This window comes from Streptomyces nogalater (genome assembly GCF_039532885.1).
Classification (GTDB): Bacteria; Actinomycetota; Actinomycetes; order Streptomycetales; family Streptomycetaceae; genus Streptomyces; species Streptomyces nogalater.
The window spans coordinates 200,366-223,372 of the sequence record NZ_BAAASM010000069.1; the positions used below are offsets into that span (position 1 = coordinate 200,366).

Here is a 23,007-nt window from a genome sequence, read left to right on the forward strand (position 1 = left end):
TGGTGAAGTTTGACGTTCCGCACAGCGGCGGAACGGGGGCGGGTGACGTATCCGGCCACCCGGCGGGAAGGCCGTCCGTCCGGGCCGGGTCGGGCCGCCGGTCATCCGGTCGCGTCCCCGCGTCCGCCGCCGCACCCTGAAAAGCACCGGGCCCTCTTGGCAAACGCGCCCGGCGGGGGCACGGTGCCAGGGTCCGCCGCGGACCCCAGCGTCCCACCGCGGAGCCCCGAGTTCCACCCTGCTGCACGGAGTCTGCGAGGAGCCGACATGCCCACGAAGATCCTCATCGTCACCGGGGACGCGGCGGAGTCCCTGGAAGTGCTCTACCCCTATCAGCGGCTGCGCGAGGAAGGCTACGAGGTCCATATCGCGGCCCCCACCCGCAAGACGCTCCGCTTCGTCGTCCACGACTTCGAGCCCGGCTACGACACCTACACCGAGAAACCCGGCTACACCTGGCCCGCCGACCTGGCGTTCGCCGAGGTCGACCCCGGTGAGTACGCCGCCCTGGTGATCCCCGGCGGCCGGGCGCCCGAGTATCTGCGCAACGACGCGGAGCTGCGCAAGATCCTCAAGGCGTTCTTCGACGCGGACAAGCCCGTCGCCCAGATCTGCCACGGCCCGCTGCTCACCGCCGCGGTCGACTCCCTGCGGGGCCGCCGGGTGACGGCCTATCCGGCCCTGGAACCGGACATGCAGGCGGCCGGCGCGGACTTCCAGGACACCGAGGCGGTCGTCGACGGCACCCTGGTCTCCTCCCGCGCCTGGCCGGACCACCCGGCGTGGATGCGGGAGTTCCTGCGGGTGCTGCGGGCGGCCGCGCCGGCGGGCTGAGGCCCGCGTACGGCGAACCCGCCGCAGGGGCTTGGCCGCGTCGCGGAGCGGCGGCGCGTCGCGGCCGAGCGCGCGGTTCCCCGCGCCCCGCGGGGCGCGCCTCGCGCCCCGGTTACGCCGCTATCCTGCGCGCCTCCGCGACGGCCTCGGCCAGCGAATCCACCACCGGCACCCCCACGCCCTCCAGGCTGGCCCGGCTGTGCGACCCGCCGCTGTACAGCACGGCCCGTGCTCCCACGTGCCGGGCCGCTGCCGCGTCGTCCGCCGCGTCCCCGATCACCACGGTCCGCTCCGGCTCGGCCACCCCCGCCAGCGCCTGAAGGTGCCGCACCATGTGCTCGGCCTTGCTCCCGCCGGACGGCCCGGTCCGCCCGTCGACCCGTACGAAGTGCGGCTCGATGCCGAAGCCCCGCACCACCGGCACCAGTTCCTCGTGCCCGTACATGCTCAGCAGCGACTGGCTGTGCCCGTCCGACCGCCACCCGGCGAGCAGTTCCGTCGCCCCCTCGGTCAGCCCGCACCGCACCCGGTGCTCGGCGTAGTGCCGGTGGAAGGCGCCGTCCATCAGCTCCCACTCGGCGTCGCTCGGCAGCCGGCCGAGCAGCCGCTCGTAGAACTTCGGCACCGGTACGCAGTACAGCGAGCGGTACTGCTCCAGTGTGATCGGCGCGAGTCCCAGCTCGGCGAAGGCGGCGTTCGTCGCCCCGATGATCGCGTCATTGTCGTGGAACAGCGTCCCGTTCCAGTCCCAGACGATGTGCGCGCGTGCGTGCGTCCCCATGCCCACGACCGTACCCGCCGCCACTGACAAGCACGGTCGGTCCAGGTCAGCCCCGGCCGACCAGGTTGGGGATCTCCTGCGTGGCGTACCACAGCAGCTCGTGGTCGTCCGCCCCGTCCACGACGAACCGGGCGTCGTCGTCCCCGCCGTCCGCGGCCTGGAGCGCCTGCGCCGCCGCGGCCACCTCCGGCTCCGCGTCGTCGGCGTCGACGTGCACGGAGGCCGCCTTCGCCAGCGGCACCGACACGGTCACGGTCACCTGGCCGAGGGCCAAGGGGTCGAGCCCGCGGTCCGGGTCGACGCTCGCCGCGCCGTCGGGCACGTCCACCGCGACCACGACCCGGCGCCGTACCGCGTCCGGGTCCGCCGCCAGCAGCCGCAGCGAGGCCAGCGCGGCCCGGCCGAGCGCCGCGTACTCCAGCTCCTCGATGTCCTCGGAGAGGTACCACTCGCGCAGGGCGGGCGTGACGGCGTACGCGACGAAGGGGCCGCTCCCCAGCTCACCCGTCCTGTGCGCCTCGGCGAGAGCGGGAAGGGTCAGGGGGACGTAGACGCGCATACTGGCCGCTCTTTCCTGGTCAAAGGCTCCGCTGGGCCCCGGGGAGAGCGGCTGGCGCGTCTCCCGGAGGGCCTTCAGGATACGTGCGCCCGTCCCCTTTCGAGCCCCTGCCCACCCCCGTCGAGACGTCAGTTCCAAGCCGCTGATTCACCCTGTCCGGCCGCTTGTCCACGGGGTCCGGGCCCCTCGTCTCACCCTGATAGGTGAACTTTCCGGCCCCCTCCCGCCGGTCGTTCCCCGCTTGTCCGTGCCGTCCGCACCCCGTACAAGATCCCCACCACTTGTTACCGCCCGGTACCCCCGGGCCCGCCGAACGGGGTTCCCCATGAACAAGGTGATGAGCCGTACCGTCCAGCCCCGCCCGCGGCACCGCCCGCCGACCCGCCGCGACACCCGCCGCCCCGGCGGAGCCCCGTCCCGCACGGCCGGCCGCGCCCACAGCCCCCGTACGGCCCCGCTGCCGGACGCACGCCGGCCCCGCCCCACCGACCTCTTCGCGGACCGCCTGCTCGCCGTCCTGAGCGGCCAGCGGCCCGTCCACTGGATGCTCCGCCACACGGCGGGCCGCGCCTACGACGATCTGGCCCGCCTGGCCGAACGCAGCCCCCTGCGCGCCCGCGGCACCCGCCCGGTCGTCCAGGACATCGGCTACTACGTCCCCAGCGAGGGCGCCCTGGAAGTCTTCGCCCGGGTCACCACCGGCGACCGCCTGCGCGCCATGGCCTTCCGGCTGGAAAGAGGCCAGGACCTCCGCTGGCGCTGCACGGCGGTCGAGACAGGCCCTGTGTGATCCCCGCCCCGGTCGCGGCCCGCGGCATCGCGGAAGGGCCGGGCCCTCTGGGGAACCCGGCCCTTCCGGACCGCCGGCCTCGTCAGGCGCCGGCGTCACCTCCGGCGCCGCTTCCGGCGCTGCTTGCGGCGTTACTGCTGCTTCCGCAGTTACTTCTTACGACGCCGGCCGCCCTTGGCCTGCCGCCGCCGCTCCGCCCGGGTCAGCCCGTCCGACTCGGACCGCACCGGCTCCTCGTCCTCCAGGTCCCGCTCCACGATGCCGCCCTCACCGTCCACCGTCGGCGCGGAGAAGTGCAGTTCCCGGCGCTGCGGAACATCCAGTCCCTTCGCGCGGATCTCGGGACGGGCGCTCGTCTGCGCCGGCACCGTGTCCTGCGCGCCCTCGCCGGCCGGCTGGGCCTGCGCCTCGACCGGGACCTCCTCGACCTGCTGCTCGACCTGGACCTCCAGGTTGAACAGGTAGCCGACGGACTCCTCCTTGATGCCGTCCATCATCGCGTTGAACATGTCGAAGCCCTCGCGCTGGTACTCGACCAGCGGGTCCTTCTGGGCCATCGCGCGCAGGCCGATGCCCTCCTGGAGGTAGTCCATCTCGTAGAGGTGCTCGCGCCACTTGCGGTCCAGGACCGACAGCACGACCCGGCGCTCCAGCTCACGCATGATCTCGGAGCCGAGCTGCGCCTCGCGGGCCTCGTACTGCTCGTGGATGTCCTCCTTGATGGACTCGATGATGAACTCGGCGGTCAGACCGGCCCGGTCGCCGGCCGCCTCCTCCAGTTCGTCGATGGTGACCTTCACCGGGTAGAGCTGCCGGAAGGCGCCCCACAGCCGGTCCAGGTCCCAGTCCTCGGGGAAGCCCTCGGAGGTCTCCGCGGTGACGTACGCCTCGATCGTGTCGTCCATGAAGTGCCGGATCTGCTCGTGCAGGTCCTCGCCCTCCAGGACGCGGCGGCGCTCGCCGTAGATGACCTCGCGCTGCCGGTTGAGCACCTCGTCGTACTTCAGGACGTTCTTACGGGTCTCGAAGTTCTGCGTCTCGACCTGTGCCTGCGCGGACGCGATGGCGCGGGTGACCATCTTGTTCTCGATCGGCACGTCGTCCGGCACGTTGGCCATGGACATCACGCGCTCGACCATCTGGGCCTTGAACAGGCGCATCAGGTCGTCGCCCAGCGAGAGGTAGAAGCGGGACTCGCCCGGGTCGCCCTGACGGCCGGAGCGGCCGCGCAGCTGGTTGTCGATGCGCCGCGACTCGTGCCGCTCGGTACCGAGGACGTAGAGGCCGCCGAGCGCCTCGACCTCCTCCTTCTCCGCCTTGACGGCCTGCTCGGCCTTCTGCAGGGCGGCGGGCAGGGCCGCGGCCCACTCCTCGATGTGCTCCTCCGGGTCGAGGCCGCGCTGGCGCAGCTCCGCCTCGGCGAGGTCCTCGGGGTTGCCGCCGAGCTTGATGTCCGTACCACGGCCGGCCATGTTGGTGGCCACCGTCACCGCGCCCTTGCGGCCCGCCTGGGCCACGATCTGCGCCTCGCGCTCGTGGTGCTTGGCGTTCAGCACCTCGTGCTGGATGCCGCGCTTGCTGAGCTGCTGCGAGAGGTACTCCGACTTCTCGACGGAGGTCGTGCCGACGAGGATCGGCTGGCCCTTCTCGTGCTTCTCGGCGATGTCGTCCACGACCGCCTCGAACTTGGCCACCTCGGTGCGGTAGATCAGGTCGGACTGGTCCTTGCGGACCATCGGCCTGTTGGTCGGGATCGGGACCACGCCGAGCTTGTAGATCTGGTGGAACTCGGCGGCCTCGGTCATCGCCGTACCGGTCATGCCGGACAGCTTGTTGTAGAGGCGGAAGAAGTTCTGCAGGGTGATCGTGGCGAGCGTCTGGTTCTCGTCCTTGATCTCCACCCCTTCCTTCGCCTCGATCGCCTGGTGCATGCCCTCGTTGTAGCGGCGGCCGGCGAGGATACGGCCGGTGTGCTCGTCGACGATCATGACCTCGCCGTCGATGACGACGTAGTCCTTGTCGCGCTTGAACAGTTCCTTGGCCTTGATGGCGTTGTTCAGATAACCCACGAGCGGGGTGTTCACCGACTCGTAGAGGTTGTCGATGCCCAGCCAGTCCTCGACCTTGCCGACACCGGACTCGTGGATGGCGACCGTGCGCTTCTTCTCGTCGACGTCGTAGTCGCCGGTCTCCTCCATGCCCTTGAGCGGGTTGCCGGCCTCGCCGCGCTTGAGGCGGGTGACCAGCTTGGCGAAGTCGCCGTACCACTTGGTGGCCTGGTCGGCCGGGCCGGAGATGATCAGCGGCGTACGGGCCTCGTCGATGAGGATGGAGTCGACCTCGTCCACGATGGCGAAGTTGTGGCCGCGCTGCACCAGCTCGTCCTTCGACCACGCCATGTTGTCGCGCAGGTAGTCGAAGCCGAACTCGTTGTTCGTGCCGTAGGTGATGTCGCACGCGTACTGCTCGCGGCGCTGGGCCGGGGTCATGCTGGCGAGGATGCAGCCGACGTCCAGGCCCAGGAACTTGTGGACGCGGCCCATCATCTCGGAGTCGCGCTCGGCCAGATAGTCGTTGACCGTGACGATGTGCACGCCGTCGCCGGACAGGGCGTTCAGATAGGCGGGCAGGGTGCCGACGAGGGTCTTGCCCTCACCGGTCTTCATCTCGGCCACATAGCCGAGGTGGAGCGCGGCACCGCCCATCAGCTGCACGTCGTAGTGGCGCTGGCCGAGGACGCGCTTGGCGGCCTCGCGGACCGTGGCGAACGCCTCGGGGAGCAGGTCGTCCAGGCTCTCACCGTCGGCGTACCGCTGCTTGTACTCGTCGGTGAGGGCCCGCAGCTCGGCGTCGGAGAGGTCGACGAAGTCCTCTTCGATGGAGTTGACCTGGTCCGCGATGCGGTGCAGCTTGCGCAGGATCTTGCCTTCGCCTGCACGCATGATCTTCGAGAGGACGGACACGGGGGCTGGTCTCCTTGCCGGTCGGGCCTGGGACGGTCGGTTTTCCTTCTGACTACTGAGCAACGGCCATCGTATGCGAGGACCCGGCCGCGCCGGGAGGTCTGGCGACCCGACGGCTGCTTCATCCAGGACAACGGACGGGGTATCCGGATGGTGCCGCTTCGGCGCGAGGAATCACGCGAATTGTGATCGCGCGCTCACGCAGCGCGGAAATCCGTGGCCCCGGCCGGGTGCCCCGCGCAGAATCGGGCGATGGAACACGTCACGCTCACCACGGACCGAATCGTCCTGCGCCCGGTCGGCCCCGAGGACACCGACGCGGTGTACGCGGCCGCGCAGGATCCGGCCATCCAGCGCTGGACGACGGTTCCCTCGCCCTATCTGCCCGAGCACGCGGTCGGCTTCACGGAGCGGATCGTCCCCGACGGCTGGGCGCAGGGGTCGATGTTCACCTTCGGCGTGTTCGTCACCGGCGGCGAGCTGGCCGGCATGCTCGCCCTGACCACGCGCTCGCCGGGCACAGCCGAGATCGGCTTCTGGGCGGCCAGGGAGCACCGCGGCCGGGGCTACGTCGTGGAGGCCACGCTCACCGCCTGCCGCTGGGCCTTCACCGAGGCCGGCGTGGACCGGGTCGAGTGGCGGGCCGAGGTCGGCAACCACGCCTCCCGCGCGGTGGCCGAACGCGCGGGCTTCACCGTCGAGGGCGTGCTGCGCTCCGGCGTCGCCAACAAGGGGGTGCGCCGGGACTGCTGGATCGGCTCGCTGCTCCCCTCGGACCTCGGTCTGCCATCCACGGCCCCGTATCTGCCCGCGCGCCCCTGAGGCCCCGCGCGCTGCGGACCTCCGGCGAACGCGCTGGTCGTCGCGGACTGTCGGTGCCACCCTCTATCGTCCGGGGCATGACGACCCTTCCGCGTCCCACCACCACGCTCACCGCGGACGAAGCCCGCCGGATAGTCCTGCGGGCCCAGGGCCTGCTCGGCGCGCCCGACCGGCGCGCGGGGGTCCGCGGGGTGCTGCGCCGCCTCGGCGCGGTCCAGCTCGACACGATCTCGGTCCTGGCCCGCTCCCACGAACTCGTGCCCTACGCCCGGCTCGGCGCGGTCGGCCGGGGGGCGGTGGAGGCCGCGTACTGGACGGACACGCACGCCTTCGAGTACTGGTCGCACGCCGCCTGCCTGCTGCCCATCGAGGAGTGGCCCTACTTCGCCTTCCGCCGCCGCGCCTTCCGCGACCGTCCGCACTGGCACCACGAACTGCCCGACGGCGTCTACGACCAGGTCGTCAAGCAGTTGCGCGCGGAGGGCCCGCTGACCGCCACGGAGCTGGGCGGCGCGAAGCGGACGAACGACTGGTGGGACTGGTCGGGCACGAAGATCGCCGTGGAGCGGGCGCTGATGTACGGCGAGGTGGTGTGCGTGGAGCGGCGCGGCTGGAAGCGGGTGTACGACCTCGCCGAGCGCGCCGTCCCGGCCGCGCTGCTGCACGACGAGCCGGACGACACCGAGTGCCTGCGGCGTCTGGTGCGGCTGGCGGGCGAGGCGCTCGGCGTGGGCACGCGCGCGGACATCGCCGACTACCACCGGCTCCGCGGTGAGCAGGTGGACTCGGCGATCGCGGACTCGGGTCTGGTGCCGGTCGAGGTGGAGGGCTGGTCGAAGCCGGCGTGGGCCGACCCGGCGGCCCTGGCGGCACCGCCGCGCGGCCGGCACCGCACCACGCTGCTCTCCCCCTTCGACTCCCTGATCTGGGAACGGGCGCGCACGGAGCGGATCTTCGGCTTCACCCACCGGCTGGAGGCGTACGTCCCCAAGCCCAAGCGGGTGCACGGGTACTTCGCGATGCCGGTGCTCGCCGGCGGCCGGCTGGTCGGGCGGGTCGACCCGGCGCGCCAGGGCCGCACGCTGGTGGCCAGGCAGGTCACCCTGGACGGCCCGAAGGCGGTCCCGGCGGTGGCCCGCGCCCTGACCGAGGCGGCGTCGTGGGTGGACTGCACCGACGTCCGCGTGGAGCGGACGGACCCGCCGGAGCTGCGCGAACCCCTCACCAGGGAACTCGCCGGGCTCCTCGGATAGGCGCTAGCGGATCTCCAGGATCTTCTCCCGCATCGCGTAGACCACGGCCTCCATCCTGGAGTGCAGCTGGAGCTTCTCCAGGATGTTGCGGACGTGGTTCTTCACGGTGTTCTCGGAGATGAACAACTCCTTGGCGATGTCCCGGTTGTTCATGCCCGTGGCGACGAGTTTGAGGACCTCCAGCTCCCGGTCGGTGAGCCGGGGCGCGGGCACCAGCCGGCGCTCGTCGGTGCGCTGGATCATCGACTTGAACTCGGTGAGGAGTTTGGACGCCATCGACGGGCTGATCTGCGACTGCCCGTCGGCCACCGCGCGAATGGCGGTGGCCACCTCGTCGGTCGAGATCTCCTTGAGCAGGTATCCGGTCGCGCCCGCCTTGATCGCGTCGTAGAGGTCGGCTTCCTCGTCGCTGATCGTCAGCATGATGATCTTCGCGCTGGGGGCGACCTCCTTGATGGAGGTGCAGGCCTCGATCCCGCCGCGCTTGGGCATGCGGACGTCCATCAGGATGATGTCGGGCAGCAGATCGGCGGCCTTGTCGACGGCCTCGGCGCCGTCGCCCGCCTCGCCGACGACCTGGATGTCCTCCTCGGCCGCGAGCACGATCTCCAGACCGCGCCGGAAGAGGGCGTGGTCGTCCACGACCAGGACTCTGATCGGCTCCTTGCGCGGCGCGTCCGCGCCCGGGTCCCTGCCGATGACAGCGTCGTCGGCGTCCCCGTCCCGCATCGGTCCGAAGGTGTCCGCCATCGTTCCTCCCCCTGAAGGCTGTGGCCTGTGGTCCCGTGCCATCGCCAACCCAAGGCAACGGCCCACCGGTTGGGCCGGTGCGGCCATGATTTCATGCCCGGACGGCACCGGGGTGACGTGCGGGGCGCGAAGTGGTCGCACGCCGGTGCCCCTGGGGGCGCACGCTCGCTCCAGGGGCACCGGCTCAGCTTCAGCCGGGTGGGTCAGCCGCCCAGCGTGCCCCCGGCCGTGGGTGCCTGCGCCTCGGCGACCATCGGGTCCGTGCTGAGATGGATCACGCCGTAGTCGTATGCGTGCCGCCGGTAGACGACGCTCGGTTCCTTCGTCTCGGAGTCGACGAACAAGTAGAAGTCGTGGCCGACCAGTTCCATCTCGTAGAGGGCCTGGTCGAGGGACATCGGGGCGGCGACGTGGGTCTTCTCGCGGACGACGAGGGGGCCTTCACCCTTGACCTCCAGGGAGCCGATCTTCTTGGTCGGCACTCCGTCGGAGTCCTCCTCCGAGACGGGCAGACCGTCGCCGTTCAGCGTCGCCACGCCCGGGACGTGGTCGGGGACCTCCGCCGCCGAGATCCGGCGCGCGCCTCGACGCGAGAACCGCTTGTCGTGCTGCTTGCGCAGCCGCGCGTCCAGCTTCTCCGCCGCCAGGTCGAGTGCGGCGTACGGGTCGCTGGCCGCTGCCTCCGCCCGGATCACCGGACCGCGGGAGCGGAGCGTGATCTCCACTCGGTCACAGCGGTCGGCCTGTCGGGGGTTGGGCTCCTTGGACACCTCGACGTCGAGGCTGATCACCTTGGCATCGAGCCTCTGGATCTTCTCCAGCTTCAGCTTCTCGGCCACGTGCTTGCGGAACCGCTCGGGCACCTCGGTCTTGCGGCCCTTGACGACGATGTCCACGCAGAACTCCGTTCCCGGATCGCTCCGCTCCATCGGCGGAGCGTCTCCCTTTCGCACCAGGTCCGGTGATCACCGGACCTCGGACTCGGTGACTTCCACCTCCTCCTCCCCCATGGGCGAGATCTCCACCCCACCGCCGCGGGTGATTGCGGAAAACCCGCACACGGCATTCGGATTTGCGAGGTGTGTGGCCTGCGCCTTTCCTCACAACCGAACATATCTCGCCCGGAGCGATGTCGTCACCCTCTCTGCCGCCGCACCTCCATTCAGGCGAATTAAGCTCTCACTACCTGCAACGATGCACGTTGACGATCAGTTCCTGCTTATTTCCAGGGAATCGGCGGGAGCGGCGATCACGGCGGCACGCAGCATCCCCGCGCGGGCGTTCGACACCGTCTTTTCCGGTGCACTGTGCACCGACTCCGTCCTCTCCGGCTCTCCACCGATCCGTCGTTCCTCCCTACCTTCCCGGGTTATGGCCCGATACACGGCCCTTCCGCCATTGGCCCCGATTACCACGGTCTCCCGCAGGGCACGCGCCGCCTCCGCGAGACTGGCGCCCGTCGTCATGAGGTCGTCGACGAGCACGACGCGCCGGCCGTCGCCGAGCAGCCGGCCGCCACCCGGGGTCACCTCCAGCGCCCCGGCGAGGTTCGCCAGACGCCGCGGCGCGTCCAGCCCCGCCTGGTCGGCCACGGCCCGCCGCTGCCGCAGCACGGCCGCCACCCGGGCCGGCGTCCCGGTGCGCCGCAGCTCCCGCGCCGCCGCGAGCGCCATCCGCCGCACCGGGTCGTGCCCACGCGCCCGCACCGCCCACCGCGCGGAGGGCACGGGAACCAGCAGCAGCGGTTCCCGCCAGGAGTGCCCCACCGACCCGGCGCCCAAGTCCCCGCCCAGGCCGCCGACACCTATGCCACCGGGGCCGAGGCCGCCGCCGTCCGCGTCACCACCGTCCGGGTCACCGCCGCCGACGCGGGCAGGGACCCGGACACTCACACCAGCACCACCAGCACCACCAGCACCACCAGCACCACCAGCACCCGCACCAGCACCGCCGGTACCAATCCCGCGCGAGCCGAAACTCCCCGCGCCATGGCCGCCCACGCCGCGCCCACACACGCCCCGGCCCCCGCCGCCGAGGCCGCCCACGCCGAAGCCGCCCGCATCCTCGCCGGCCTCCCCGAGGCCCGCCCGCACGGCCCGTGCCAGCGCCACGCCCAGCGCTCCCGCGAGAGCCAGCGCGCCCCGCTCCTTGTGGGCCAGCAGCAGCGCACGCACCTCCGCCGCGTAGGGAGCCACCGCGTGTACCACCGGCAGCCCGGCCGGCGCCGGTACCGGCCGTGCCCGCCGGGGCACGGCCCCGTCCAGCAGGGCACGGCACCGCGGGCACAGCGCCGTACGAGGTGCCCCGCAGCCCGCGCAGTCGGCCGGCAGCACCAGGTCGGTGAAGTCCTGCCACCACCCCCGCATGACCACCACTGTGCCCGCGCCGCCGCCGGCCCGCCACCCCTGTGGAAAACCGCCTGTGGATAACCGGGAAACGAGACGGCTGCCCGGGAAACCGCAGGTCTCCGGCGTGTCAGCCCGGGTAGACCGGCGCCGAACCGTCCTTGTCGACCTTCTGCCACTGCGCCCCGGACGGCAGCCGGACGATCCCGTCCTCCGAGTAGGCCACCAGCGGCACCCGCTCGTCCTCGGACGCGGCGATCGCCTTGACGCTGGTGAGCGCGCCCGGGGCGGGGCCGTCCAGCGTGGACCCGTCGGCCTGGACGTACCGCATCTGCTGCACGCCCCCCTGTTCCTGGCCGACGACGAGCAGTCTGCTGTCCCCGGCCCAGGAGATGGCGCTGACCTGCTCCAGGTCCGGTGTCGCCGAGCGCAGCCCGTCCACCGAGATGCCCTGTCCCGTTCCGTCGTCGTGCTGGATCCGGCCGATGAACAGGGACTGCTTGCCGTCCTTGGCCACGACCAGCGCGATCCGTGCCCCGTCGGCGGCCACCCGCGCGTTCGTGATCCGTCCCGGAAGGCCGGGCACGGTGACCGGCACCGCTTCCTTCTCGCCCTCTTGCAGGACGTACAGGCGGGACCGGCGGCGGTCGCCGTCGGCCACCCACAGGTCGCCGTGGGCGTCCCAGCTCGGCGTGGTCAGCCGCTCGTCGGGAGTGGCGCCGTCGCTGGTCACCAGGGGCTCACCGAACGAACTGCCCGACGCCAGCGAGGCCACGTACAGCGACCTGCCCCCGTCGGCGACCCCGGCCGCGGTGTGCTCGTCCCGCGACACGGCCACCGACCGCAGCTCCCTGTCGCCCTCGCCGAGCGGACCCGGCACCGGAACGGAGCCCGTACCGGTGCTTCCCGTCGGCATCCGCACCACCCGGTGCCTGCCGTCGATGAAGTACACGTACTCCGGACGCTTGGACGACCCGTGCCAGGCGACGGTCTCGGCGCGCTCCCCGGTCACTTCGCACAGCCGGTCGTCACCGGCCCCGCGCAGCTCGACGGACTTCAGCGTCGGCGCCAGGTTCCGCAGGGTGAACAGTACCTGCGTCGCCATCTCGGTGCACTTGCCCGACGCGACCTGGGACGCCTTGAGGTTCAGCGGCACGGTCACCTTGTTCTGGTCGTCCGGCGTCAGCCCGGACACGCCCTGTTGCAGCGCCGTACCGGTCGGGAAGCTGGACCTGACCACCGGCCCGAGCCAGGCGGTCGGCCCGTTCAGCAGCGACCGGACCATCTGCGTCATCGGGTCCACCTTGCCGCGCACGAACACCGGATCGGCGACCGCGACCGGCTGCCGGCCCGCCCCGGCCGCCGTATCGGAGGCGAAGTAGTACTTGTCGACGGACGTGTAGTTGCGCTGGAAGTCCGACTTGCCCATGACGACGCCGTCCGGCAGCCCGTCGATGCGCCACTGCCCGCTCTTGGGGCTCTTCGTCAGGTGCAGCTTCTTGCGGTAGGGGCCGCCGGCGGGCTGGTAGGCCTGCTGCGCGTCGACCGTGGCGACCCGGGTGCCGGTCAGTACACAGGTGACGCTGTTGGTCTCCTCCCGGCCGCCGGGGCTGCAGTCGGTCTCGATGCTCGGCCCGTTCGCCAGGACGGTGGTCGACCGCTCCGGCCGCCAGTTGCTCGCCGCCTCGGCCGACAGGTACTTGCGTGCCGTGTCGTACTCCGGGTCGTCGCTGGTCAGCGCCTCCAGGAAGCCCTGCATGATCTCGCCCGGGCCGGCACCGTCGGCCGGCGGCATGGCGAACACCCGCACCCCGGTGTCCTGCCGCGGCGTGGATTCCACATCCCGCAGATCCCCGCTGTCGGGCATCGAGGCGCACCCGGCCAGCAGTACGACACCCAGGGCGGCGCACGCCACCGCGCGCCCCGGCCGCCGCCGTGCGCCCCCCACGCGGTCAGCGACCACGAAATGCCTCCCCTGGCTCCGTCGAGTCCTGCGGCGCGGCGGCGTCCGGCCGGGTCGGTCCCGCGTCCGGCGCCGGGCGCGCGGCGGACCCGTCACCGGGACGCCGTACGCCGCCGGTGGGCCGGGGCACCACGCGCGCGCCGTTGCCCTTGCCCGGCAGGGCGGTCGGATCCGCGGCCGGGGTGCCGGTGGTCAGCCGTGGCGCGATCGGCGTCCGCGGGGGCAGCGCGGGCGCCTGCGCGCCGGCCTGCTGCACCGGGACGGTGGCCCGTTTCTCCTCGCCGGCGCCCGGCTCACCGCCGCCGTCGAGGCCGCGGTTACGGCGCGAGTCCTTGGGCTCCAGCGGTATCGGCGAGCCCCGCAGCGGCTCGTCCGCGGTCCTGGGCAGCGTCAGCCGGAACTGGGAGCCGCCACCGGGCTCACCCCAGGCCTGCAGCCAGCCGCCGTGCAGTCGGGCGTCCTCCAGGGCGATCGACAGCCCGAGGCCGGTGCCACCGGTGGTACGCGCGCGTGCCGGGTCGGCCCGCCAGAAGCGGCTGAAGACCCGGGACGCCTCGCCGGGCTTCAGGCCGACGCCGTAGTCCCGTACGGCGACGGCCACCGCTCCGCCCGCGGCGGCGAGCTTGACGACGACGTCCTTGCCCTCACCGTGCTCGACCGCGTTGACGACGAGGTTGCGCAGGACGCGCTCCACGCGCCGGGCGTCCGCCTCGGCGACGACGGGCTGCTGGTCGCCGACCACCCGTATGTGCGTGCCCTTGCGCTCGGCGAGCGGTTCGGCGCCGCTCACCACCCGCCGGACGACCTCCCTGAGGTCTATCGGCTCGGCCTCCAGCGCGGCGGCGCCGGCGTCGAACCGGCTGATCTCCAGCAGGTCGGCGAGCAGCGACTCGAACCGGTCCAGCTGGTCGGCGAGCAGCTCGGCCGACCGCGCGGTCACCGGGTCGAAGTCCTCGCGCGCCTCGTGGATGACGTCGGCGGCCATCCGGACGGTGGTCAGCGGGGTGCGCAGCTCGTGCGAGACGTCGGAGACGAACCGCCGCTGCATCCGCGACAGATCCTCCAGCTGCTGGATCTTGACCTGGAGGTTCTGCGCCATCTTGTTGAAGGCCTCGCCCAGGCGCGCGATGTCGTCCTCGCCGGTGACCTTCATCCGTTCCTGCAGCCGCCCGGCGGACAGCCGCTCCGCGATCCCGGCCGCCATCCGCACCGGCGTGACCACCTGCCGCACCACCAGCCAGGCGATGGCGCCGAGCAGGACGACGACGAACAGCCCCGCCGTGGCCAGGGTGCCCTTGACCAGGCTGAGGGACTTCTCCTCCTGCGTGAGCGGGAAGAGGTAGTACAGCTCGTACGGTCGGCCGTTGGGGTCGTTGACCTGCTTGCCGATGGCCAGCCCCGGCTGCGACTCCTTGCCGCCGAAATAGACGATCCGTGTGTTGCTCTGTACGGCCGTCGTACCGCTGTTGACCCGCTCGCGCAGCTCGGCGGGCACGCTGGAGGTCGGGTTGACGTTCCCGGAGCCGCGCGGGCTGCGCCCGCCGCCGCTGTCGTCGCCGACGGGCAGCGTCACCACGTCGAAGGCGCCCGCGCCACCGCTGGACAGCGATTCCACGAGGTCGCTCATCCACTGGATGACGTTCTGCGACTGCCGTCCGTCCACGGTCGCCGTACCGTCACCGGTACCGGCCGCCCCGCCGGCGCCGGTGCCGCTCACCGCCTCGTCGGCTTTCTGCTTGGCCACCGCGAACCCGCCCGTGGCCTGGCTCTGCGACGCCTTCACCTTGGCGTCCAGCAGGCCGTTGCGCACCTGCCCGATCACGACGAAGCCCAGCAGCAGGACGACACCCAGCGACATCACCAGGGTCGTCGCGACGACCCGGAGCTGGATGTTGCGCCGCCACAGCCGCATCACGGGCAGCAGCGGACGGCGCACCCAGCGCAGGAACAGCCGCAGGACCGGGCTGCCCTGCACCCCGCCGTGCGGCAGCCCGCCCTCGAACAGCCTCCTGAGGCGCGCACTCACCACCGTCCGGCCGACAGGCCGCCCCGGACGGTTCCCGGGTCCGCCGGGAGCCGAAGCGGCACTGTCCCCGGACATGTCAGCTCGGTCCGGCCTTGTAACCGACACCACGGACGGTCACCACGATCTCCGGCCGCTCCGGGTCCTTCTCGACCTTGGAACGCAGCCGCTGGACGTGCACGTTGACGAGCCGCGTGTCGGCGGCGTGGCGGTAGCCCCACACCTGCTCCAGCAGCACCTCACGGGTGAACACCTGCCACGGCTTGCGCGCGAGCGCCACCAGCAGGTCGAACTCCAGCGGGGTCAGCGCTATCGACTGCCCGTCCCGCTTCACCGAGTGCCCGGCGACATCGATGACCAGGTCACCGATGGTCAGCTGCTCCGGCGCCGGCTCCTCGGACCTGCGCAGCCGCGCCCGGATCCGGGCCACCAGCTCCTTCGGCTTGAACGGCTTGACGATGTAGTCGTCGGCGCCCGACTCCAGGCCCACCACGACATCCACCGTGTCGCTCTTGGCCGTGAGCATCACGATCGGCACCCCGGACTCCGCCCGGATCAGCCGGCACACCTCGATACCGTCCCGCCCGGGCAGCATCAGGTCGAGCAGCACCAGATCGGGCTTGCTCTCACGGAAAGCGGCCAGCGCCTTGTCGCCGTCGGCTACGAAAGACGGCTCAAAACCTTCACCACGCAGCACGATGCCGAGCATCTCGGCCAGTGCGGTGTCGTCGTCGACGACAAGGACTCGTCCCTTCATAAACGACATCATCCCATTCTCATAACAGCGACAGGCGCCCTGGTGAGGCAGGTCACTGGCCGGTGACCCTAGTCGTACAGGGCCGTCACTGTCTGCCCCCGGCCGCCGGCGGCGGCCCGGTCACGCGGGTTCCGCGGCGCGGCGGGACCGGGCGCAGACCCCGGCCAGGGACTCCGCGGTCACCGGGGAAACGGCTCCCTCCTCGGTGACGATGGCCGTCACCAGCTCGGGGGGCGTCACGTCGAACGCCGGGTTGTACGCCTGCGTCCCCAGCGGTGCCACCGGAATCCCCCCTGCCGCCCCGGTCGCCGCCACCTGGGGTGCCACGACCTCGGTCACCTCGAAGCCGGGCCGCTGCTCGACCTCGATGGACGCCCCGTCGGGAGTGCCCGGGTCGACCGTCGTCACCGGGGCCACCACGATGAACGGCACATGGTGGTACCGGGCGAGCACGGCCAGCGGATAGCTGCCCACCTTGTTCGCCACCGAACCGTCGGCCGCGATCCGGTCCGCCCCGATCAGCACCGCGTCCACCTCACCCGCCGCGAACAGCGAGCCCGCCGCGTTGTCGGTGAGCAGGGTGTACGGCATGCCACTGCGGGCCGCCTCGTACGCCGTCAGGCGCGCCCCCTGCAGCAACGGCCTCGTCTCGTCCACCCACAGCCGCCGCAGCCGCCCCGCCCGGTGCGCGGCGAGCGCCACCGCGAACGCCGTGCCCTCCCCGCCCGACACCAGCGAACCGGTGTTGCAGTGGGTCAGGATCCGGTGCCCGCCCGCCGGCAGCAGTTCGTCCAGCAGCGTCAGCCCGTGGGCCGCCATCCGGGCGCTGGCCTCGGCGTCCTCCCGGTGCAGTGCCCGCGCCGCGGCCAGTGCCGCCACGGCCGCGGCGGTGGGCTCACCGGTGCGGACCAGCGCCGCCCGGTGCGCCGACTCCGCCCGCCGCACCCCGACGGACAGGTTCACCGCGGTGGGCCTGGCCCCTTCCAGCGCCCGCGCCGCCTCGGCCACGTCGAAGCCGCGCGCGGCGGCGAGCGCGACGCCGTACGCCCCCGCGATCCCGAGCAGCGGTGCGCCGCGCACGGCGAGCGAACGGATCGCCTCCACCAGCGCCGACGCATCCGTACACACCAACTCGACCTCTTCGACCGGGAGCCTCGTCTGATCGAGAAGGACCAGTACGGGCCCCTCTGGTGGTTCCTCCCATCGGATCGCCGGTATCCCGGTCGGCCGCTTGTCCACGCCGGTTCGCGCCTGCTGATCAGCCATGCCGTCAGTCTGCCCCGGATCCGGCGGACAATTGAAGAAGTCCCGTCCCCACTGCGGCCGGTACCCCGATGACCGGCCCATGGCACGATGGCTGCCAACCCGCCGCGTCGACCGCGGACGGGCACCGAGAAGGAGCTTCGATGACAGACACTCCGGGCTGGGCCTCGCCCGGATCCGCCCCGTCGTCCGAGGGGCGGGAACCCGGTGCGTCCGGCCCCGCCGAGCCCGCCGACCGCCCCGGCCCCACCGAGCCCGCGCCGCAGCAGGGCCCGGACCCGCAGGGCCCAGGCACGAAATGGTCCAAGGAGCAGCCCCCGCCCGCCCAGTGGTCGGCACCCACCGGTGCCCCCGGGGCGCCGGGCCCGCACCAGACCCCGCCGCCCCCGCCGCCCGGCCCCGGCTGGGGCGGTCAGCCCCCAGGCGCCCCGGGCCCGGGCGGCTACGGCGGTCACGGCGGCGGATACGCGGGCCCGCCCGCCGGCTACGGCGGCGGCCACCCGGCCTGGGGCGGCTGGGGCGGACCGCCGCCCGCCGCCAAGCCCGGTGTCATCCCGCTGCGCCCGCTCGGTGTCGGTGAAATCCTCGACGGCGCCGTCTCCACCATGCGCACCTACTGGCGCTCGGTCCTCGGCATCTCGCTGGCGGTCGCCCTGGTCACCGAGACCGGCCTGGTCCTCCTGCAGGGCTTCGTCCTCAACGACGCCCTCACCAGCACCTCGCTCGACAGCCAGACCGCCACCCCGGGCGAGGTGCTGCGCAGCCTGCGCGACACCATGATCGGCACCGGACTCCTCACGGTGGTCTCGGCAGCCGCCACCATCGTCGCGACCGCCCTGCTCACCACCATCACCAGCCGTGCCGTGCTCGGCAAGCCGGTCAGCACCGGCGAGGCCTGGCGCGAGGCCCGCCCGCGGCTGCTCAAGCTGTGCGGTCTGCTCATCCTGCTCGGCCTGATCGTCTTCGGCGTGCTCGCCGCCGGCGCGCTGCCCGGTCTCCTGGTCCTGATCGCCAGTGACAGCGACGCCGCGGGGGCCGCGCTGATGGCCCTCGGCATCCTCGCCGCCATCGTCGTCGCGGTGTGGCTGAGCATCCGCTACTACCTGGCCGCACCCGCCCTGATGCTGGAACGACAGGGCATCCGCAAGTCCATGAGCCGATCCGCCCGCCTGGTGCGGGGCTCCTGGTGGCGCGTCTTCGGCATCCAGTTGCTCGCCGGCCTGATCGCGAACATCGTCTCCGCGATCGTGACCATCCCCTTCGCCGTCATCGGCGCGGCCGCGAGCGGCGACGGCATGGCCGACTTCCTCGGCACCAACGACGGACACGTCGGCTGGGCGTTCCTGATCATCCGGTCCGTCGGCTCCGTGATCGGCACCACGCTCACCCTCCCGATCAGCGCCGGCGTCACTGCGCTGCTCTACATCGACCAGCGCATCCGCCGCGAAGCCCTCGATCTGGAACTGGCCCGCGCCGCCGGTGTCCAGGGACACGGCACCGGCGCCCCCGGTCCCGTCCCCGGGAGCTGACACGGTGAGCTTCACGGGGGGAGTACTCACGGCGGCGCTCCCGTCGGGCGCGACCACGGTCGTACGGGTGTGGCGCGCGTCGGACCGTACGCTCCTGGCGACCGGCGGCTCGGGTGACGAGCCGCCGGTGACCATCCCGCGCGATCCCGCGCGGGAAGCGGCCCGGCGCGAACTGTCCGAGCGGATGTACCACGAGAACGATCCCAGCCTGTTCCAGCGCGCGCTGAACGCGTTCTGGGAGTGGCTGGACCGGCTGTTCGGCACGGCCGCGTCGGCCACCCCCGGCGGCGCGGTCGGCCTGTTCGTCGTCATCCTGTTCGTCGTCGCCGTCCTGGCCGCCCTCTGGTGGCGCCTCGGCACCCCCCGCCGCCGACCCGCCTCCGCCCCGTCCCTGTTCGACGAGCGCACCCGCAGCGCCGCCGAACACCGCGCGGCCGGCGAAGCACACGCGGCCCAGGGCCACTGGAACCAGGCCGTCCAGGAACGCATGCGGGCCGTGGTCCGCTCCCTGGAGGAACGCGCCCTGCTCGACGTCCGCCCGGGCCGCACCGCCGACGAAGCGGCCGCCGAGGCCGGCCGCGCCCTGCCCGCCCACGCGGACCGGCTGCGCGCCGCCGCACGCGCGTTCGACGACGTCACATACGGCGGACGCAGTGCCGACGAGCAGTCGTACCGCCGCCTCGCCGAACTCGACCACGACCTGGAGATCACCAGGCCGACCCTCGCCGGCAGCGCCGCCGGCACAGCCCACCGCGCCCGCCAGGGGGCGGCCGAATGACCACCGAGGCCCCGCCGACGACCACCACCTCCACCGCGCCCACCGGCCGCCGGATGTGGACGCGGACACGCGGCATCGCGCTCGCCGTCGTCCTGATCCTGGCCGCGGCCGTCGCCATGGCCGCCGTGCGCTCCACCGCCCGCCACGGCGAACTGGACCCGCGCTCCGCCGACCCCTACGGCAGCCGCGCCGTCTTCGAACTCCTCGCCCAGCGGGGCGTCTCCACGCGCGTGGTCACCACACTCGACGCGGCACGCTCCGCCGCCGGCCCCGACACCACCCTGCTCGTCGCCGTACCCGATCGGCTGACCCACCGGCAACAGACCGCGCTGCACACGGCGACGGCGGACGCCGGCGGGCGTACCGTCCTGGTCGCCCCCGGCGGCTGGTCCGTCGAACGGCTCGCCCCCGGGGTCACCGCGGACCCCGCCACCAGCGGCCACTCCACGCTCGCCCCGGACTGCGCCCTGCCCGAGGCCCGCCGCGCGGGCACCGCCGACACCGGCGGCGTCCGCTACACCACCACCCACCTCGACGCCGACTCCTGCTACCCCAGCGAGCGCCTCGCCACCCTGCTGCGTCTCCCGGCGGTCTCCGGGAGCGGCGACACCGTCGTGCTCGGCGCGCCCGACATCCTCTACAACGACCGCCTCGACGAGGAGGGCAACGCCTCCCTCGCCCTTCAACTCCTCGGCTCCCGCCCGCATCTGGTCTGGTACCTCCCCTCGCTGTCCGACGCCTCCGGCGCCCGAACCGGCGACCAGAAGGGCCTGTTCGACCTGCTCCCCACGGGCTGGCTCTGGGCCACCCTGCAACTCTTCATCGCGGCGGCCCTCGCCGCCTTCTGGCGGGCACGCCGATTCGGCCCCCTCGTAGCCGAGAAACTCCCCGTGGCGATCCGCGCCTCCGAGACCACCGAGGGCCGCGCCCGCCTCTACCACAAGGCCAACGCCCGTGACCGCGCGGCCGACGCTCTGCGCTCCTCCACCCGCACCCGCCTCGCCCCCCTCGCCGGCGTCCCGGTCGCCCAGGCACACACGCCCGAGGCTCTGCTTCCCGCCCTCTCCGCCCGCCTTTCCGGCGACGGACAGGTCCTGCACTCCCTCCTCTTCGGACCGCCGCCCGGCGACGACGCGGCCCTCATCGCACTCACCGACCAACTCGACGCCCTCGAAAGAGAGGTACGCCGTTCATGATGGACCCGACCACTGACAACGCCGGGCAGAGCGGGGACGCGGGCACCGCCCGCACCGCGCTGGAAGCCCTGCGCGCCGAGATCGCCAAAGCCGTGGTCGGCCAGGACCCCGCCGTGACCGGCCTCGTCGTCGCCCTCCTCTGCCGCGGACACGTACTGCTGGAAGGAGTCCCCGGGGTCGCCAAAACGTTGCTCGTCCGGGCCCTCGCATCCGCCCTGGAACTCGACACCAAACGTGTCCAGTTCACCCCGGACCTGATGCCGAGCGACGTCACCGGCTCCCTCGTCTACGACACCCGCACCGCCGAGTTCTCCTTCCAGCCCGGCCCGGTCTTCACCCACCTGCTCCTGGCGGACGAGATCAACCGCACCCCGCCCAAGACCCAGTCCTCGCTGCTGGAGGCCATGGAGGAGCGTCAGGTCACGGTCGACGGCATCCCGCGCCCGCTCCCCGAGCCGTTCCTCGTCGCCGCGACGCAGAACCCGGTCGAGTACGAGGGCACCTACCCGCTCCCGGAAGCACAGCTGGACCGGTTCCTGCTGAAGCTCACGATCCCCCTGCCCTCCCGTCAGGACGAGATCGACGTCCTCACCCGGCACGCCTCGGGCTTCGACCCGCGCGACCTGCGCGCCGCCGGCGTACGCCCCGTCGCCGGCCCCGCGGACCTGGAGGCGGCCCGCGCCGCGGTCGCCAAGACGACCGTGTCACCCGAGATCACCGCCTACGTCGTGGACATCTGCCGCGCCACCCGCGAGTCGCCGTCACTCACCCTCGGCGTCTCCCCGCGCGGCGCCACCGCCCTGCTCGCCACCTCACGCGCCTGGGCCTGGCTGACGGGCCGGGACTACGTCATCCCCGACGACGTGAAAGCCCTGGCCCTGCCGACCCTCCGGCACCGCGTCCAACTGCGACCGGAGGCCGAAATGGAGGGTGTGACCGCCGACTCCGTCATCAACGCCATCCTCTCCCACGTCCCGGTCCCCCGCTGATGGCACTCACCGGACGCGCCGCTCTCCTCGCGGCCCTCGGATCGATCCCCGTCGGCCTCCTGGAACCGGGCTGGACGGGCATCCTCGCGGTCAACGGTCCCCTGGCCCTGGCCTGCGCCTGCGACTTCGCGCTGGCCGCGCCGGTACGCCGTCTGCTGCTGACCCGCTCCGGCGACACCACCGTGCGTCTCGGTGACACGGCGGACGTCACGCTGACGGTGACCAATCCGTCCCGCCGGCCCCTGCGCACGCAGCTCAGGGATGCCTGGCCACCGAGCGCATGGCAACCGGGCACCGGGACCGAGGCGTCCCGGCACCGGCTGACCGTCCCCCCGGGCGAGCGCCGGCGCGTGACGACCAGGCTGCGCCCCACCCGCCGCGGCGACCGCTCGGCCGACCTCGTCACCATTCGCTCCTACGGTCCCCTGGGTCTGTTCACCCGCCAGGGCACCCACAAGGTGCCCTGGACGGTACGAGTCCTGCCCCCGTTCACCAGCCGCAAGCACCTTCCGTCGAAACTCGCCCGATTGCGTGAACTCGACGGTCGTACCAGCGCGCTGACCCGTGGGGAGGGCACGGAGTTCGACAGCCTCCGCGAGTACGTGCCCGGGGACGACACCCGTTCCATCGACTGGCGCGCCACGGCCCGGCAGTCCTCCGTCGCGGTACGCACCTGGCGTCCGGAGCGCGACCGGCACATCCTGCTGGTCCTGGACACCGGCCGTACCTCGGCCGGCCGAGTCGGCGACGCCCCACGGCTCGACGCCTCGATGGACGCGGCCTTGCTGCTCGCGGCCCTCGCCTCGCGCGCGGGCGACCGGGTGGCACTGCTGGCCTACGACCGCCGGGTACGCGCGCTGGTCCAGGGCCGCACGGCCGGCGATGTCCTGCCTTCCCTGGTCAACACGATGGCCATGCTGGAACCGGAACTCGTCGAGACCGATGCGCGTGGTCTCACCGCCACCGCACTGCGTACGGCACCTCGGCGCTCTTTGCTCGTGCTTTTCACGACGCTGGACGCGGCACCGGTGGAGCAGGGGCTGCTTCCCGTGCTTCCCCAGCTCACTCAGCGTCATACGGTTCTGGTCGCGTCGGTGGCGGATCCGCACATTGCCCGCATGGCGCAGGCCCGGGGCAACGTGGAGGCCGTCTACGAGGCGGCGGCAGCGGCTCATGCGCGTAACGAACGCCGACGCACTGCCGAACAGCTCCGTCGTCATGGGGTGACGGTGGTGGACGCGACTCCGGAGGAACTGGCGCCGGCACTCGCGGACGCCTATCTGGCGCTGAAAGCGGCGGGCCGGCTCTGAGAACCCTCGCAGTCCCTTCGGGGACGTCATACATCCATAACGCAGAAAACCCCCGCACCATACGATGCGGGGGTTTTCCCTAAAAATTGTTCGGCGGCGTCC

The 23,007-nt window shown here is 72.4% G+C and carries 20 protein-coding genes; 9 read left to right on the plus strand and 11 right to left on the minus strand.

The window, feature by feature from the left end; genetic code table 11:
* Window positions 1–267 precede the first annotated feature (267 nt).
* On the plus strand, window positions 268–834 hold the full coding sequence (locus ABD350_RS34690) for a DJ-1/PfpI family protein (RefSeq protein ID WP_344353062.1): 567 nt from the start codon (window positions 268–270) through the stop codon (window positions 832–834).
* A gap of 112 nt (window positions 835–946) precedes the next feature.
* Here the strand turns inward: ABD350_RS34690 and ABD350_RS34695 are convergent, their stop codons facing one another.
* Both ABD350_RS34695 and ABD350_RS34700 read right to left on the minus strand, forming a co-directional pair.
* Window positions 947–1,615 carry an HAD family hydrolase gene (locus ABD350_RS34695; protein ID WP_344353063.1) on the minus strand — a complete coding sequence of 223 codons (669 nt, stop codon included), beginning with the start codon at window positions 1,613–1,615 and terminating at the stop codon, window positions 947–949.
* Between the two features lie 46 nt (window positions 1,616–1,661).
* Complete coding sequence (locus ABD350_RS34700; protein ID WP_344353064.1) at window positions 1,662–2,174, minus strand: DUF6912 family protein; 513 nt, start codon at window positions 2,172–2,174, stop codon at window positions 1,662–1,664.
* Window positions 2,175–2,499: 325 nt separating this feature from the next.
* Here ABD350_RS34700 and ABD350_RS34705 point away from each other — a divergent pair, with 325 nt between their 5' ends.
* Window positions 2,500–2,964 carry an Rv3235 family protein gene (locus tag ABD350_RS34705; protein WP_344353065.1) on the plus strand — a complete coding sequence of 155 codons (465 nt, stop codon included), beginning with the start codon at window positions 2,500–2,502 and terminating at the stop codon, window positions 2,962–2,964.
* 149 nt (window positions 2,965–3,113) lie between these two features.
* Here ABD350_RS34705 and secA read toward each other — a convergent pair whose 3' ends face one another.
* The gene (secA, locus tag ABD350_RS34710; RefSeq protein ID WP_344353066.1) at window positions 3,114–5,927 is read right to left on the minus strand and encodes a preprotein translocase subunit SecA; all 2,814 of its coding nucleotides are present in this window, start codon (window positions 5,925–5,927) and stop codon (window positions 3,114–3,116) included.
* Between the two features lie 252 nt (window positions 5,928–6,179).
* Here secA and ABD350_RS34715 point away from each other — a divergent pair, with 252 nt between their 5' ends.
* Both ABD350_RS34715 and ABD350_RS34720 read left to right on the plus strand, forming a co-directional pair.
* Window positions 6,180–6,749: a GNAT family N-acetyltransferase gene (locus ABD350_RS34715; protein WP_344353067.1), complete on the plus strand. Its 570-nt coding sequence runs from the start codon at window positions 6,180–6,182 to the stop codon at window positions 6,747–6,749.
* Between the two features lie 77 nt (window positions 6,750–6,826).
* Complete coding sequence (locus tag ABD350_RS34720) at window positions 6,827–8,002, plus strand: winged helix-turn-helix domain-containing protein (RefSeq protein WP_344353068.1); 1,176 nt, start codon at window positions 6,827–6,829, stop codon at window positions 8,000–8,002.
* 3 nt (window positions 8,003–8,005) lie between these two features.
* On the opposite strand, the gene ABD350_RS34725 is transcribed toward ABD350_RS34720, so the two are convergent.
* From ABD350_RS34725 to mtnA, 8 genes are all read right to left on the minus strand, one after another.
* Window positions 8,006–8,752 carry a response regulator gene (locus ABD350_RS34725; RefSeq protein WP_344353069.1) on the minus strand — a complete coding sequence of 249 codons (747 nt, stop codon included), beginning with the start codon at window positions 8,750–8,752 and terminating at the stop codon, window positions 8,006–8,008.
* 203 nt (window positions 8,753–8,955) lie between these two features.
* Complete coding sequence (gene hpf, locus ABD350_RS34730; protein ID WP_382466939.1) at window positions 8,956–9,648, minus strand: ribosome hibernation-promoting factor, HPF/YfiA family; 693 nt, start codon at window positions 9,646–9,648, stop codon at window positions 8,956–8,958.
* Between the two features lie 312 nt (window positions 9,649–9,960).
* Complete coding sequence (locus ABD350_RS34735; RefSeq protein ID WP_344353087.1) at window positions 9,961–10,644, minus strand: hypothetical protein; 684 nt, start codon at window positions 10,642–10,644, stop codon at window positions 9,961–9,963.
* Window positions 10,641–10,814 carry a hypothetical protein gene (locus ABD350_RS34740; protein WP_344353088.1) on the minus strand — a complete coding sequence of 58 codons (174 nt, stop codon included), beginning with the start codon at window positions 10,812–10,814 and terminating at the stop codon, window positions 10,641–10,643. Before ABD350_RS34740 ends, ABD350_RS34735 begins: the two co-directional genes overlap by 4 nt.
* Window positions 10,815–11,227: 413 nt before the next feature.
* The gene (locus tag ABD350_RS34750; protein ID WP_344353071.1) at window positions 11,228–13,060 is read right to left on the minus strand and encodes an LpqB family beta-propeller domain-containing protein; all 1,833 of its coding nucleotides are present in this window, start codon (window positions 13,058–13,060) and stop codon (window positions 11,228–11,230) included.
* Complete coding sequence (mtrB, locus tag ABD350_RS34755) at window positions 13,050–15,161, minus strand: MtrAB system histidine kinase MtrB (RefSeq protein ID WP_344353072.1); 2,112 nt, start codon at window positions 15,159–15,161, stop codon at window positions 13,050–13,052. Before mtrB ends, ABD350_RS34750 begins: the two co-directional genes overlap by 11 nt.
* 1 nt (window position 15,162) lies before the next feature.
* Window positions 15,163–15,852, minus strand: a complete 690-nt coding sequence (mtrA, locus tag ABD350_RS34760; protein ID WP_187279108.1) for a two-component system response regulator MtrA — start codon at window positions 15,850–15,852, stop codon at window positions 15,163–15,165.
* Between the two features lie 108 nt (window positions 15,853–15,960).
* Window positions 15,961–17,106, minus strand: coding sequence for an S-methyl-5-thioribose-1-phosphate isomerase (gene mtnA / locus ABD350_RS34765; protein WP_344353073.1), 1,146 nt, complete (start codon window positions 17,104–17,106; stop codon window positions 15,961–15,963).
* 140 nt (window positions 17,107–17,246) lie between these two features.
* Here mtnA and ABD350_RS34770 point away from each other — a divergent pair, with 140 nt between their 5' ends.
* The 5 genes from ABD350_RS34770 to ABD350_RS34790 are packed head-to-tail and all read left to right on the plus strand — an operon-like array spanning window position 17,247 to window position 22,905.
* A complete protein-coding gene (locus ABD350_RS34770; protein WP_344353074.1) occupies window positions 17,247–18,632 on the plus strand; it encodes a DUF7847 domain-containing protein in 1,386 nt (461 codons plus the stop codon).
* Window positions 18,633–18,636: 4 nt separating this feature from the next.
* Window positions 18,637–19,410: a DUF4129 domain-containing protein gene (locus ABD350_RS34775; RefSeq protein ID WP_344353075.1), complete on the plus strand. Its 774-nt coding sequence runs from the start codon at window positions 18,637–18,639 to the stop codon at window positions 19,408–19,410.
* On the plus strand, window positions 19,407–20,606 hold the full coding sequence (locus tag ABD350_RS34780) for a DUF4350 domain-containing protein (RefSeq protein ID WP_344353076.1): 1,200 nt from the start codon (window positions 19,407–19,409) through the stop codon (window positions 20,604–20,606). The genes ABD350_RS34775 and ABD350_RS34780 overlap by 4 nt, the downstream gene beginning before the upstream one ends.
* A complete protein-coding gene (locus tag ABD350_RS34785) occupies window positions 20,606–21,595 on the plus strand; it encodes an AAA family ATPase (RefSeq protein WP_344353077.1) in 990 nt (329 codons plus the stop codon). Before ABD350_RS34780 ends, ABD350_RS34785 begins: the two co-directional genes overlap by 1 nt.
* A complete protein-coding gene (locus ABD350_RS34790) occupies window positions 21,595–22,905 on the plus strand; it encodes a DUF58 domain-containing protein (protein WP_344353078.1) in 1,311 nt (436 codons plus the stop codon). The genes ABD350_RS34785 and ABD350_RS34790 overlap by 1 nt, the downstream gene beginning before the upstream one ends.
* Window positions 22,906–23,007 lie beyond the last annotated feature (102 nt).